13 protein-coding genes are annotated in these 13,737 nt (G+C 40.0%); 8 read left to right on the top strand and 5 right to left on the bottom strand.

Features of this window, described 5'->3' with window-relative positions; translation table 11 throughout:
* Positions 1-46: 46 nt before the first annotated feature.
* Entirely contained in the window at positions 47-2,032 is a 1,986-nt protein-coding gene (locus tag ACR63T_RS12150) for an electron transfer flavoprotein-ubiquinone oxidoreductase (protein WP_371747888.1), read from the bottom strand.
* A 509-nt stretch (positions 2,033-2,541) separates the two neighbouring features.
* On the opposite strand from ACR63T_RS12150, the gene ACR63T_RS12145 reads away from it, so the two are divergent.
* The 4 genes from ACR63T_RS12145 (at position 2,542) to ACR63T_RS12130 (ending at position 6,021) form a co-directional block, all read left to right on the top strand.
* A complete protein-coding gene (locus ACR63T_RS12145) occupies positions 2,542-3,276 on the top strand; it encodes a DUF1285 domain-containing protein (RefSeq protein ID WP_472784152.1) in 735 nt (244 codons plus the stop codon).
* A 54-nt stretch (positions 3,277-3,330) separates the two neighbouring features.
* On the top strand, positions 3,331-4,299 hold the full coding sequence (murI, locus tag ACR63T_RS12140; RefSeq protein WP_472784151.1) for a glutamate racemase: 969 nt from the start codon (positions 3,331-3,333) through the stop codon (positions 4,297-4,299).
* A gap of 263 nt (positions 4,300-4,562) precedes the next feature.
* Positions 4,563-5,606 carry a DUF4062 domain-containing protein gene (locus ACR63T_RS12135; protein WP_472784150.1) on the top strand — a complete coding sequence of 348 codons (1,044 nt, stop codon included), beginning with the start codon at positions 4,563-4,565 and terminating at the stop codon, positions 5,604-5,606.
* 115 nt (positions 5,607-5,721) lie between these two features.
* Complete coding sequence (locus ACR63T_RS12130; protein WP_201570321.1) at positions 5,722-6,021, top strand: hypothetical protein; 300 nt, start codon at positions 5,722-5,724, stop codon at positions 6,019-6,021.
* Positions 6,022-6,158: 137 nt separating this feature from the next.
* Here the strand turns inward: ACR63T_RS12130 and ACR63T_RS12125 are convergent, their stop codons facing one another.
* Positions 6,159-7,601, bottom strand: a complete 1,443-nt coding sequence (locus tag ACR63T_RS12125) for a lytic murein transglycosylase (protein ID WP_472784149.1) — start codon at positions 7,599-7,601, stop codon at positions 6,159-6,161.
* A gap of 395 nt (positions 7,602-7,996) precedes the next feature.
* Here ACR63T_RS12125 and darT point away from each other — a divergent pair, with 395 nt between their 5' ends.
* A complete protein-coding gene (gene darT / locus ACR63T_RS12120; protein ID WP_305898999.1) occupies positions 7,997-8,641 on the top strand; it encodes a type II toxin-antitoxin system toxin DNA ADP-ribosyl transferase DarT in 645 nt (214 codons plus the stop codon).
* Between the two features lie 133 nt (positions 8,642-8,774).
* Complete coding sequence (gene darG / locus ACR63T_RS12115; RefSeq protein WP_201570315.1) at positions 8,775-9,854, top strand: type II toxin-antitoxin system antitoxin DNA ADP-ribosyl glycohydrolase DarG; 1,080 nt, start codon at positions 8,775-8,777, stop codon at positions 9,852-9,854.
* A 35-nt stretch (positions 9,855-9,889) separates the two neighbouring features.
* Here darG and ACR63T_RS12110 read toward each other — a convergent pair whose 3' ends face one another.
* The 3 genes from ACR63T_RS12110 to msrA all read right to left on the bottom strand — a co-directional run bounded on the left by ACR63T_RS12110 (position 9,890) and on the right by msrA (position 11,955).
* Entirely contained in the window at positions 9,890-10,615 is a 726-nt protein-coding gene (locus ACR63T_RS12110; RefSeq protein ID WP_472784148.1) for a DUF1499 domain-containing protein, read from the bottom strand.
* Entirely contained in the window at positions 10,612-11,295 is a 684-nt protein-coding gene (gene tmpT / locus ACR63T_RS12105; protein ID WP_201570312.1) for a thiopurine S-methyltransferase, read from the bottom strand. The genes ACR63T_RS12110 and tmpT overlap by 4 nt, the downstream gene beginning before the upstream one ends.
* Before the next feature lie 138 nt (positions 11,296-11,433).
* Positions 11,434-11,955 (bottom strand): peptide-methionine (S)-S-oxide reductase MsrA, encoded by a 522-nt coding sequence (msrA, locus tag ACR63T_RS12100; RefSeq protein WP_472784147.1) that lies wholly within the window; start codon positions 11,953-11,955, stop codon positions 11,434-11,436.
* Positions 11,956-12,159: 204 nt separating this feature from the next.
* Between msrA and cmoA the strand changes: the two genes are divergently transcribed.
* Together cmoA and ACR63T_RS12090 are read left to right on the top strand one after the other, a co-directional pair.
* A complete protein-coding gene (gene cmoA, locus ACR63T_RS12095) occupies positions 12,160-12,990 on the top strand; it encodes a carboxy-S-adenosyl-L-methionine synthase CmoA (RefSeq protein ID WP_472784146.1) in 831 nt (276 codons plus the stop codon).
* A gap of 31 nt (positions 12,991-13,021) precedes the next feature.
* Positions 13,022-13,582, top strand: a complete 561-nt coding sequence (locus ACR63T_RS12090) for a hypothetical protein (RefSeq protein ID WP_472784145.1) — start codon at positions 13,022-13,024, stop codon at positions 13,580-13,582.
* The last annotated feature ends 155 nt before the right edge of the window (positions 13,583-13,737 follow it).

Below are 13,737 nucleotides of genomic sequence, written 5' to 3'. Positions count from 1 at the left end.
TTTTTTATTAAAATAAGCAGTAATATTGAAATAAGCAATAATTAGCTTACATATTGGGATAGTTAGGACCGCCACCGCCTTCTGGCGTGACCCAAGTGATATTCTGCGAAGGGTCTTTTATATCGCAGGTCTTACAATGTACACAGTTTTGCGCATTAATGACAAAATGCGCACCTTTAGCATCTTCTACCACTTCATAAACGCCAGCTGGACAATACAAACGTGCAGGCTCAGCATATAAAGGCAAGTTGATAGAAATAGGAACAGTCGCATCTGTCAGCTTTAAATGCACAGGCTGATTTTCTGCATGATTGGTATTAGAGATAAAGACTGACGATAGCTTATCAAAGGTCAATTTGCCATCAGGCTTTGGATACTCGGGCTTATAAGCATGCGCGGCACGCTCAAGCTGATCGTAATCCTTTAGATTATCATGAATAGTAAGGAACGACTGACCACCGAGCAAGTTTTGCTCAACAAAGTTATAGGCACCGCCCATCCACTGACCCATACGGTGCATTGATGGTGAGAAGTTACGGGCATGGTGATTATCTTGATATAACCACGACTCTTCAAACATAGTGGTATATTCAGTGACTTCATCATGCTGACGACCTGCTTGCAACGCTTCAAAGACAGCTTCTGCAGCTAGCATACCTGACTTCATAGCGGTATGCGTACCTTTGATTTTGGCAGGATTTAAGAAGCCAGCATCATCGCCAGCTAATACGCCACCAGGGAAGGTCAGCTTAGGTAATGAATTTAAGCCGCCTTTAGTCAAAGAGCGCGCGCCATAAGAGATGCGCTTACCACCCCCTAAAATATTGCTAATCAAAGGGTGCGTCTTTAAGCGCTGTAATTCATCAAACGGCGACATATAAGGGTTAGAGTAGGACAAATCAATCACGATACCAAAGCTGACTTGGTTATTTTCAGCAAAATATAACCACCAGCCACCTGTTGAGCCTGTATCAGTCAAAGGCCAGCCTGAACCATGCATTACCACGCCTTCTTCGTGCTTAGCAGGGTCGATATCCCATAGCTCTTTTAGGCCAATACCGTAATGCTGTGGATCAGCGTCTTTATCTAAGCTGAAGCGACTGATTAGGCGCTTGCCTAGGTGTCCACGGCTACCTTCAGTAAAGATAGTGTATTTGGCTAATAGCTCATAACCTGGCTCAAAGCTTGGTTTAGCATCGCCATCAGCAGCCACGCCCATATCGCCCGTCAAAATACCTCTGACTGAGCCATCATCGTTATACAAGATATCAGCTGCTGGGAAGCCTGGGAACATCATGACTTCTAATTCTTCAGCTTGCTCAGCGAGCCATCGTACTACGTTGGCTAAAGAGACAATGTAATTGCCTTTATTATGCATGCTCTCTGGTATAACGGAGTCAATCAGCTTAATAGAACGTTTGGCTGAATTGAGCATATAAACGCGATCTTCAGTCGCTGGCACATTGAGGGGCGCGCCTTTTTCTTTCCAATCAGGAATGAGTTCATCCAAAGCACGCGGCTCAATGACGGCACCTGATAAAATATGAGCGCCAAATTCAGAGCCTTTTTCGACCACACAGACCATGAATTCGTCATTACCTGCGGCAATGGCTTGCTGACGCAAACGAATAGCAGCAGATAGACCAGCAGGACCACCACCGACAACGATGACATCGAACTCCATTGATTCGCGCTCAATCTCAGGCTCTTCGATAATCGGCTCTTCAACAACGACTTGTTCGACTGCTGGCTCTTCAACAATAGCTTCTTTGGCTACTGGCTTTTCGGTGACAGCTTCATTAGCTACTGATTCTTCAACGACCACTGTCGCTGCTGGCAAAGTATCAACAGTAGGTTGCTCAGTGACTTCTACTACAGACTTTTCAGTGACAACGGCTTCAGCATCGTTATCGCGAATATCGTCAGCTTTAGTCATATCTGTCTTAGCAGTATCTACTGCTAGTGGCGCATCAGTGTTGATAGTATCAATATCAGTATCAACCACTGATGTCTTACGGTCTTGCTCTTGCATACCTACTCCTAAACTTATAATGGCTTATCTAAGGATTCATTAACCTAGCAATTAAATAACCAAGCTTGCAGCGCTAATTACCTCTAGATATATAGCTGCCCGAAAAACGGCTTTTACGGAATCAATCGACAACGTTTTGTTAACGTGATGAGACAAGTGAAATAATACTTTAATGGTAGACTTATACTAATATAAGATCTGTCACAATAAAAATTATTACAAAAGTGCTATCGAGTATTGTTATGTGGGGGCTTTTGGAAAAAAGCCTAGTAGCTTTGAGCGTAAAAAAGACTATTAAAAGCATACTCATGCGTCTATTTTACGGTAACAATTACTTATTATAATAGAAATGCTCTACAAACGTGATACGCAATAATAAGTATCGATGTTAAGGTAGGGCTAAGTCTACAAAATATATTTGTCCTATAATACCTGAAACTAAAATGAATAGTAATAGAAGATAGGGCAAACTTTAATGACTAGATAGCCGTAAATTAGGAGAGTTAAGTATGAATAATGCTACTAATGACAAAAACCTTAATGCCGAAACACCCAATACTAAAGTAGAAGGTACTAAAATAAAGGACAATAATCAACGAGATGGTCTTGAGACACAAGAGCATGATCTCACCACAGCTGAAGCCCTTAGTCAGTACCTAAAAGTGGATGCTGGAACTCGACAAGGGCGCTCTATTCCCCCTTTAGATAAGTGGCACCCTACACAAACTGCTGATATGGATTTAGTCATAAAAGCCAATGGCGAATGGTGGCATGAAGGTGCTCTCATGACTCGCCAGTCCTTGGTAGCTTTGTTTTCTACCGTATTATGGGCAGAGCAAAATAATGGTGAAATTGAATACTATCTAAAAACCCCAGTACAAAAACTACGAATTACTGTCGAAGATGTGCCTTTATTGATTAATGATGTCGGTATCGTGGAAGAGGTCATTGACGGTCATCAAGTAAGCTGGCTAGAATTTACTACGACTACTGGCGATATCGTGCGTTTAGATGAGACCCATCCTATTACCTTACGCGCTTATGAGCCAAAGCTTGCACCTAGCACCGATGAGTTACAAGTTAGACCTTATATGCCTGTACGTAATGGCTTGACGGCACTGATTGGCCGCAATACTTTTTATCATCTCACAGAAATCGGTGATTTATCTGAGCAACAAGGAGAAACGATATTGACGCTACATAGTGGCAGTCAGTCTTATTGTTTATCGATGCCAAAAAGTTAAAGGTATAATATCGGTTAACTATGATTTTTATTTATAATTGCTGGCAGACAGAAAATGGCTGATTTGGATGATAATACTTCTACATATAGTGCAAAGGTAGTCAATAAGCTTGAAGTTTATGAAGCAGATCGTCAGCACGATAAAAGTTATGATATGCCTATTTTTCAAGATACCCGTCTCAATAGTGAAATAATCAATTATAGTAATAAGAGCGATGCGCCAATAGGATTATTTGACTCAGGCGTTGGAGGTCTGTCTGTATACAAGCATTTAGCACAACAATTACCAAGCGAGCGTTATATTTATTACGCAGATACCAAGCACGTCCCTTATGGCAACAGAGAAAGCAGGGATATTGAAAACTTAACGCTCAATGCTATAGATTGGCTTTATCATCAGGGCTGTAAGCTTATTGTCATCGCTTGCAATAGCGCCTCAGCTTATGCGTTGGAGATTGCGCGCTATCGTTACCCGCAGTTGCCTATCGTAGGCTTAGTACCTGCCCTAAAGCCTGCAGTACTCAATAGTAAAAGTGGTAAAATTGCAGTATTAGCAACTAAGGCCACTCTACAGGGCGATCTGTTGAATCAAGTGATTACTGAGGTTGCAACTCCCAGAGGCTATACAGTCACTAAATATTTCGATCCCTATTTAGTGCCATGGGTAGAAGCTGGCATGCCTGAGAACTCTGAAACTGCCGAACGCCTAAAGCAGATGCTAAAATATTTTTGTGCTGAAGGAATAGATTATTTGGTCTTAGGCTGTACACACTATCCTTTTTTTCGCGAGTTTTTATTGAAACAAATCACTGATAATCATTTTTCAATGCAAGTGGTCGATTCAGGACAAGCTATTGCTGCTCGCGTACAACATCTATTGGTTATCAATAAAATATTGGCTTTAGATAGAAGAGATGACTTTATACAGCCTTTAACTTTTTATGCCAGTAAATATGATAGCCAGTTAATGGACATGTTACCGCGTTTGCTTGGTGCAGAGACTATTATTCATTATGAGTTTTAATTATTAAATACAAACATTATTGTTTTAACGATGATCAGCTATAGCCTAAAAATACGATAAACTAATAAGCTAAAGTCGATAATGAGAGCAAAAGACCTATTAATCAGGTTATAATTGAATATTGTTATATTATTCAATAAGATTTTGTCAACATAGAGGTTACTTTGTCGAATTGTCGCTATCATATTCACGTCATATGCGCAGCGCATGATCAATCGCTGGTATTAGACAGCTTAGCAATTTTTTTTCAAAAACTTGCTTTTTTGACCTATGATGTTGGTAACCAAATATCGCAAGCCTCTTTTTATAGTCGACAGAATATCGAGGTTTGCGACTATATTATAGTAGTAGTAGGTGATGACTATGGTGCATCTCGTAATGTAATGGTCAGTCAAATGCATTTGAGCTATTTGGGTGCTAAGGCTAAGAATAAGCCGATGATTACCCTAATTAAAACTCGTGATGAAGAGATAAAAGTAAGCTGGCAATTGCAGGATTTTACTCGTTTGGTCGAACGCCAATCTAACCATATATACTATTATAATAGTAGCACTGATATCGGTCAGCTATTGAGCTATGCTAATAATGAGATGTTAGCAAGCCACAAGATAGCAGCATCTTGGGCAACGAAAAGCGATATAGACACAGTCTACTCTAATCATTCACAAAATATAGTAAATGAGAGTGGCAAGCCATTTAAATATCCTTCTAAAAATACTTCGTCTCATTCTAAATCGACTGATAAATCTGCTTCTAGGAATGCTCAAGCATCAAACAAGACAGATAATTATACTTATGGTTACGATACTTATGACCATGATACTAATAATCATGATACTAATCGCAATGTTAACAGTCATAATGGCACGCAAGATACAGATACAGATACAGATAATCTAACCATGCCAATTTCTTTATCTGAAACTATCACTATTAAATATACTGCTCAAGCCTATGAAGGTGGTAATTTAAGCGATGTAGAGTTGTCAACAGCGCTGACTTGGCAACAAATCTTAGTTGCACTAGCAAATATACCTTTGGCTTTCTCAAATTATGGTTTACAAAGCTGTTTCAACCATCTAATTGCGGACAAAGCTGAGTCTGAGATAAAGAGTTTGATGCCCAATGTACATGCGGTCTCTCGCTATAAGATATCTGAGCAGGATTTTCATCGATTACAACAATTATTAGTAGCTGCCAACTGGATTCAAATAGTTACCTCTACCTCGCGTACTACTCAGCAGTTATGGAAACTTACATTTTATGCAAAAAATCTTTTAGAGACTCAAAAACAATCGTTGTCTTGAGTTTTCTTTATCTGCTACGTTCTGTAATACAAATCGTACGCGTCTAAGGTTGTTAAAACAAAGTAGATTACCGATAATAAGTTATGATAATTTAAATTCTATTGAGGAGAATCCAATGACTAACCCTAAACATGATGACTTAAGAAAAGAGATCGATGGTCTAGAGAAAACGATGCACGATGCGGATCAATTTCATACTCTAGAGGAGCAAGTTGCCGATATGAAACGCCGTGGTATAGATCCTAGTCAAGCCTATAAGGATTTAGATAGAAAGGAAGAAGATGCTGATTGGGGCGATGCAACATGGAAAGAGAATGGCAAGTGGGAGCCAAAGACGCCAGCCGATCTTGATGAAAAAGCACGTGAGAATTGGGATGGCGACAATGGTAAACCAAATCCGCCACCGATCGTCTAATTGATTTTAGTGAACTGTATTTACTAAGTCCAAAATTTAAAGTCTAAAATTAAAAAGCCTCGCTACTACTCAAAATTAAATATGAGTAATAGCGAGGTTTTTTTATGGTTGACTATATTTATGTTTAATCATAAACCTTAATTGATACGCTCTAAACGAATACTACCATCACTAGTGGGGACACGGCGATAACGGATATTGCTAGAGGGTTGAGCAGGTGAAGGGTAGGTATTCGCAGCAGGCGTAACAGTTTGCTGTTGAATAAGCTGTCCCATACGATCAGCAGAGGCTGGAATCAAAGGACGGCTATTGTTATAGCTATTGGTATTGCTGACGGCGTTACCATTACCAACGATAGTGCGATAAAAATTCTGTCCTGCACGACCATCAGCAGGGAAGATGCCACGGCTGGTTTGATACTGTTGAATAGCAGTGCGCGTATTGTCACCGATAATGCCATCAACACCGCCAATATCGTAGCCTGCATTTAATAAGGCTTGTTGAATATCTTTAGACTGCTGGCGACTGATACCTGGATCATTGGTTGGCCACGCGGTAACAAAGTCAGTCTTGCTACTATTCTCACTAGTGATCAAATCAGATAAATGAGCAATCGCTAGCGCATAGCTCTCTGAAGCGTTATAAGAGTAAAAAGTATCGAAGTTCTTGCCCACTAAAAACGCAGGACCGTCTTCACCTGCTGGCAGTAATAAGCCAGCACTACTCAAATCGTAGGGTAGCGGACTACCATTAGCAAGCGTCAAACTTTGACCCCGCCAATGACTGATCGACTTTTTATCTTTACGATTAGAAGCCGCCCAATAGCCATTAGGGAGCTTGACCTCATAACCCCATGGCTCACCTGAACGATAGCCACGATTGTCCAAGAAGTTGGCGGTAGAAGCTAGCGCATCGGGTACGCTATTGACTAAGTCGCGACGTCCATCTCCATCAAAATCAACTGCCAGCTCCAAAAAGGTACTGGGCATAAACTGCGTCTGCCCAAATGCGCCTGCCCATGAGCCCGTCATATCGCTTGGGTTAATATCGCCATTTTGCACAATTTTTAGCGCATTGGCATATTCACCTTGAAAATAGCTCTGACGACGATCAAAACAAGACAAGGTTGCTAAAGACTCAAACAAAGGCTTCTTACCTAAAGTCTGACCAAAGTTCGACTCCACACCCCATACCCCAAGCACATGCTCAGCTTTTACACCGTAGCGAGATTCAATACTACGCAGGGTATCTGCCCACTGACGCTTAGCTTGAATACCATCCTCTACGCGCTCTTTATCAACGAGCACTGATAAATAGTCCCAAATATCTTTTTGAAATTCAGGCTGATAGTTCAGCGATTGAATAACGCTAGGATCGGGCTCACTCGGACGGTAGTTATTAAAGGTATAGCTATCAACACCGCGAAACTTGCTTGAGTTCTTGAGACCATCTAAGCATTGTTGGAATTCAGAGTTTGATAGATAAGGCGCATCAGGACGAGCGGCCTGAGCGGTGCTGGCAAGAGACAAGCCAATAGCCGCGCTAAGTAGTGATAAGGTAGACAGTTTGGTCAAACGCATGAAAATATCCTATAAGCATAAGTGATAGCAAAAACGATAATAAAAGTAGAGTTCAAGATGGTTAGAATAGTTTAGAGTAACCAATATTGATAATAAAGAAAAGGCGCAGACGTACTTAGTTACTATAAGCTGACGCAAGAGTGAGGTTGAGAGTTATATATCATAGCCGTCATCAAAAATTATAATAAGTACAATGATAAGCTTATGTCAACTGATGTCGTTTGATTGGATTAAAAGGTCGCATTATTCAATATAGCGTTGCTATACTATCAATAAATGATAATGAAGACGTAAGCGTAACTTTTAATACAGAGTATGGTTTTAATAGTGCATTTGATATTAATTTGTGTTTAAAAAATCCATATGGGCTATTCAATTGTGCTTAGAGGAAATTCATGAGTTACGATTTTTTAAATGCTGAATATGCTTTGATATGGCGTATTGTGCATTGCGACAATATGCCTTGGCTTATCCAAAATGGACTTCATTGTGCCAATACAACACTTCAATCAAATAGCTGGATAACTATTGGTGATAAAGAGTTGATAGATAAACGTAGCACAAGACAGGTGCCAATCGGTAGCGGAGGTACGCTAAATGATTACGTGCCTTTTTACTTTACGCCATTTTCACCGATGTTTTATAATATTTATACAGGGTATGGTGACATCAATAAGGTAAACAACGAAGATATTATCATTTTAGTGGCTAGTCTGCACGACCTGAAAACTGATGATGTTGACTTTGTTTTTACCGATAGACATGCTTATATGCAATACGCAAATTTTTATAAAGACTTAGCGTACTTAAATAATGTTGATTGGAATATTTTACAGAAGCGTGACTTTAGTCGAGATAATAACGATCCACAAAAAAAGGATCGGTATATGGCAGAGGCGTTGATCTATCAGCATCATCCTATTGAGCAGTTGAAGGCAATTGTGTGTTATAGCGAAGCAGTAAAAGTAAAAATTCAAGGATGGTTAAATCAACATAATTCAAATATACGAGTGGTAGTAAGAAGTGATTGGTATTTTTAGTAATATATTTCACTACGCTAGTAGTGATGTCGATCAGTATTAAAAAATAGCATGAGTCTATTTTTTGTTCGCACCCATTACGGTAGCGTGGAAGTAGAATAAACATCACCTAGAAGGTGAACGGAGAGAAGCAATGATTACCTACACGACTGGCAATTTGTTGGAAGCGGATGTCGAAGCGCTGGTAAATACTGTCAATACGGTAGGCATTATGGGCAAAGGAATCGCCTTAATGTTTAAAGAACGCTTTCCCAAAAATATGCGAGAGTATGCTAAGGCATGTGAATCAAATGAGGTACAAACAGGTAAAATGTTTGTCACTAGCACTGATGAGCTGATAGGTGTTAAATGGATTATAAACTTTCCAACTAAGCAGCATTGGCGAGCCAAGTCACAGATGAGTTGGATTGAAGAAGGTCTTCAAGATTTATGCCGTTTTATCATAGAAAATAACATTGAATCGATTGCTATTCCACCATTAGGAGCAGGTAACGGAGGATTGAATTGGTATCAAGTAAAGCCTAGGATTGAACAGGCTTTGGGTGAGTTGGAAGACGTTGATATCATCGTTTATGAACCGACTCTACAATACCAGAACGTCAAAAAGCAAGCAGGTGTCAAAAAGTTAACTCCTGCTAGAGCTTTAGTATTAGAGCTAATACGTCGTTATCTTGTTATTGGTATGGACTGTAGCCCACTTGAAGTACAAAAATTGGTATATATATTAAACCGAAGTACTGCCTCTAGAAGTTCAAAAGATCCTTTTAATTTGACTTTTGAAGTCAATAAATATGGACCTTATGCCGATGAGTTAAGGCACTTGTTGAACAGTCTTGATGGGTACTATCTGAAGTCAGATAAGCGTATTGCAGACAGTAAGGCATTCGATAGTACAATTCGTTTTAATTACGACCATAAAAATGAAGTGCAAAATTATTTAGAAAATCAAGGGAGCGAGTATTTACCCATTTTGAACGCAGTTAGTGAATTAATTGATGGGTTTGAGTCGCCTTATGGTATGGAGTTATTAGCAACAGTTGATTGGTTAGTTTATGAAGAAGATATACCCCCAACACTTAGTGATATTAAGCGAGGACTAGAAAACTGGTTTCGACAGTCTAATAGCACTCAATGGGGTGAGCGTAAAGTTAAGATATTTGATGACCAATCTGTAAATATAGCGATTGAGCGTTTAGCTGGATTTAGTTATTAGTAATTAGATGTTCGAGGCTATAAAGCAAACCCTAATCACTCTCCCAAAACCACATCCAACTCTTCAATAAAGTCATGAATCCGCTTGGCGTTTTTGCCCAAGTCGCTGGCGCCAATGCGTGATTTACTACGGATGTCGACCTCACGCTTTTCTCCTTGATCATTGACTCGTATCACTATATCGTCCTTAAAGCCAAACCAAGTTGTGGTATCGGTGGCCTCAATTTTACCCTTATTAACATCAGCATCTACTAAGTCCCAACCTAGATTTTTGGTTGCTTGTTCAATAGCGATAACCAGCTCAGCTTTGGACTGATTATAAGTCAAAGTCTTAAGCTCAGGGTAAGCTTGGCGCTGTTGCTCAGCACTAGCCACACCTGCATAAGTGATCGGGTTTGGCGCATCAGCGCGCAGCGGAGCTACCGCATCAAATTCAGGCGGATTGATCAGATCGGTTGAGATATCATGGATAGGCGGGGCGCTTGTCCCTTGTTTTAGCATAGTTACGGGTATTATTATCGCTATAGCTGAGAATATAGCGACGACCACTGAGCTAGTCAGAGTTATTAGTTTGCGCTTAGATACTATTTGCACCACAAAGACTAGCGCTAATAATACCAGCGCGGCAATGCCTACATATACGCCATACTTAAATCCTGTAAATGCCGTGCCCAAATTAATAACACCAAATCTATGCAAAGGCCCTGATAAGGCGACTAATAAAAAAGCGATAAAACTTATTAGCATAACCAAAATTTTCATCGACTTTCTCTATTGTTTTTTAACAGCCAAACATGCTCAGTGACGCTCATATCGGGATTAGCGTTTAGCGTTGCAGACTTATCTTCAAGCTCAGTGATATTATAATAGTTGCTATAATACTGCTGGATTTGCTCACGACTAATAGAGAATGGCGGACCTGCCCATTCGTTTTGATCGTAATTTAAGGTTAATAGTAGCTGTGGAGCATTGCCACACAGCGCTATGACTTGCTCAATATACTTAACTCGCATATCAGCTGGCATAGCGATAAGTGCGGCTCGATCATAGACAGCATCTATTTGACCGATATCATCAGCACTCAGCGAAAAGATATCGCCAACCCATAAAGATATGCTAGTCGATGGGGCTTGATCTGATAGCCGTCCTACGTAGCATTTAATAGCTGGATTATTAGCATGTTCATAAATAGTCGGTGTTATATGCTGCTCGCTAAAGAACTCTTGCACTGCTGACTCTACTAGCTCAGCGCCAACCACATGATAGCCTTGCTCGGCAAGCCACAGCATATCGATAGACTTGCCACACAAAGGCGCAAAGATACAACTGCCTACAGGCAATTCAAGCTCTGCAAAGTAGTTCATCAATAAAGGATTAACAGTAGCTTGATTAAAGCCAATGCGACCTTGTTGCCAGCGCGCTTGCCAAAATTCAGCATTCATACCAGATACCTTTTTATTTAAAGTCTTTTTATTTCAAGTTTCACTATCTATTCAATAGTAACGCCAAAGCGACTAAAAAAGCCAAGCGTTTTAACACTTGGCTTATTATTAAGCTTATCATTAAAGAGGTACTATGGGTTAGCTCACCATATATTTACTAAACTCTTTGCGTAATTTGGCAAGTTTAGGTGGTATTGCAAAGTTGCAATAAGCCTGACCTGGATTACGGTTAAAGAAGTCTTGATGTGCCTCTTCTGCTTTATAAAACTCAACAGCAGGGTGCACTTCAGTAACGATGTTCAAGCCCATATCACGCAATTTATTGATCGTGCGATCGATGGTTGGTTTTTGCGCCTCATCCGTGTAATAAACGATACTGCGATACTGACTGCCGACGTCGTTACCTTGACGGTCTTTGGTCGTCGGATCATGCGTGCCAAAGAACACATCGAGTAGCACCTCTAATGGCATTACAGACTCGTCAAATTCGATTTTGATAACTTCGATATGACCGCTAGTACCGCTACAGACTGCTTGATAATTAGCTGTAGATGCCGCGCCGCCCATATAGCCTGAAACGACGGACTGGACGCCTTTTAATGATAAAAATACTGATTCTGTGCACCAAAAACAGCCACCGCCTAAGATAATGGTTTGCATAATTAATCCTATTATTATTGATATTCATTATTAACAAGTGGAATTAAGCAACGTTCACTAATCGTGTTAGCTTAATTTTACTTATTTAGAATAGCAAGCAAGCTAATAAACATGGGTAACAAACAGTAATGTTATAATAGGATTTTGCTAATAGTACTGCCCTCTGAAATAGTATAAAAACATTATTAAAAAATGAGCCTTTCCATGAGCCAAACTAATCCCTTATCATCGTCTACTGCGCACCCTATCACTGAGCAACCAAACGCTGAACAAAACAGTGCTGTACTACATGACACCTTGTTTACCACGCCGCTGGATAAAGCGTCGCGATTCTCCTTTGATGAGCAAGTCGTCGCCTGCTTCCCCGATATGATTCGTCGCAGCGTGCCAGGCTACGGTCAAGTGCTGGCGATGTTGCCACTCTTTGCGCGACGTCATTGCAAGTATCGCCAGCAGGATGAGAAAGGTCAACGGGTTAGCCGAGTATATGATTTGGGCTGCTCGCTTGGTGGCGCTACGATGGCGCTGGCAGGTGAGTTTGCTGCTCATGACTTACAGATAAAAGCCGTCGATATTTCACCTGCGATGACTGGTGAAGCTGAGAAACTGTTAAGCGATAACTACCCTAAACATGATATCGAAGTTATCACTGCGGATATCCGTGATATTGAGCTTGAGCCTTGCGATATGGTTATTCTTAATCTAACCCTACAGTTCTTACCCGCAGCAGATCGGGTAGCGGTATTAGAAAAGATACATGCGGCATTAAGCGAAGGCGGTATTTTAGTATTGACCGAAAAGACCCATGCCTTTGATGAGCAATACGATGCGTGGTTGGTGGAGCGCTATTATGACTTTAAACGCGCCAATGGCTACAGCGAGATGGAGATTAGTGGCAAGCGCAATGCGCTAGAGAACGTGCTAATTACCGATACTTTAGACCAGCATCATGAGCGTTTAGATCAAGTTGGCTTTGCGCGACATTTAACGTGGTTTCAGTTTTTAAACTTTGTGTCGATTGTGGCGTTTAAATAGGGTTTATTTTGAGAGCTAGCAAGGCATTAATATGATTCCATCTATAGCTGAACAAAATATTCACCAAGTGCTAATCAAAAAGATGAGCATACAATCATTTGAGCGATGGTTATATGAAGATGATGTATTAGAGTCTAGCAACCCTGATTTGTATTTTGAATTGATTTCTTTTGATTATAGCTCTGAAAATAATTTCAAAAACTTCTATGATAGTTTTACGAAATACGTCCATTTTTATAAATTTGAAGCAGACCATATAGCAGAATACTTATACTCAATTATAAATAGAGATGAAGGTTGTAGCAAAGCGATTTATGAGATGTATTATTTATATTATGACGGTTATAAATTTTTTGAAAAGCTAGGGATGATATATGGAGTCTCTCTAATAGACTTTGATACTTTAATAGCAAGTGATAACTTGGACAATATCTTAGATAAATTTTATCCTGAAATTATTGACGATGCTAAAAATGTATTAAGTTGGCTAAAAGAAGACAAGATTGTTTTTAAAGATGAGAGTAGTGAGTATGGTGGCTTTGAGTATGATGATTTGCGTAGTGAAGCTGAAGTTTTGCAGGGAAAGGCGTAGAGTTCAATATCTGAAAATATATGTAGCTTGGCTTACTTTTAAGAGATAAATTTGCTCATTAATAATTTTAACTAACCACTAAAAATAAATAGCCCATGACCCGCATATTTCACGACTGTTAAATAACCCAAATCTTGAGGCCAATATTTTTATAT

The sequence above is a fragment of the Psychrobacter sp. M17(2026) genome, from assembly GCF_055699815.1.
Note: the sequence above shows the minus strand (reverse complement) of the source record. Positions and strands in the feature narration are given on the sequence as shown.

Excerpts from the sequence above, each read along its gene's own strand:
- ACR63T_RS12150 (WP_371747888.1), bottom strand. The coding sequence starts at position 2,032 with ATGCAAGAGCAAGACCGTAAGACATCAGTGGTTGATACTGATATTGAT.
- ACR63T_RS12145 (WP_472784152.1), top strand. The coding sequence starts at position 2,542 with ATGAATAATGCTACTAATGACAAAAACCTTAATGCCGAAACACCCAAT.
- murI (WP_472784151.1), top strand. The coding sequence starts at position 3,331 with ATGGCTGATTTGGATGATAATACTTCTACATATAGTGCAAAGGTAGTC.
- ACR63T_RS12130 (WP_201570321.1), top strand. The coding sequence starts at position 5,722 with ATGACTAACCCTAAACATGATGACTTAAGAAAAGAGATCGATGGTCTA.
- ACR63T_RS12125 (WP_472784149.1), bottom strand. The coding sequence starts at position 7,601 with ATGCGTTTGACCAAACTGTCTACCTTATCACTACTTAGCGCGGCTATT.
- darT (WP_305898999.1), top strand. The coding sequence starts at position 7,997 with ATGAGTTACGATTTTTTAAATGCTGAATATGCTTTGATATGGCGTATT.
- darG (WP_201570315.1), top strand. The coding sequence starts at position 8,775 with ATGATTACCTACACGACTGGCAATTTGTTGGAAGCGGATGTCGAAGCG.
- ACR63T_RS12110 (WP_472784148.1), bottom strand. The coding sequence starts at position 10,615 with ATGAAAATTTTGGTTATGCTAATAAGTTTTATCGCTTTTTTATTAGTC.
- tmpT (WP_201570312.1), bottom strand. The coding sequence starts at position 11,295 with ATGAATGCTGAATTTTGGCAAGCGCGCTGGCAACAAGGTCGCATTGGC.
- msrA (WP_472784147.1), bottom strand. The coding sequence starts at position 11,955 with ATGCAAACCATTATCTTAGGCGGTGGCTGTTTTTGGTGCACAGAATCA.
- cmoA (WP_472784146.1), top strand. The coding sequence starts at position 12,160 with ATGAGCCAAACTAATCCCTTATCATCGTCTACTGCGCACCCTATCACT.
- ACR63T_RS12090 (WP_472784145.1), top strand. The coding sequence starts at position 13,022 with ATGATTCCATCTATAGCTGAACAAAATATTCACCAAGTGCTAATCAAA.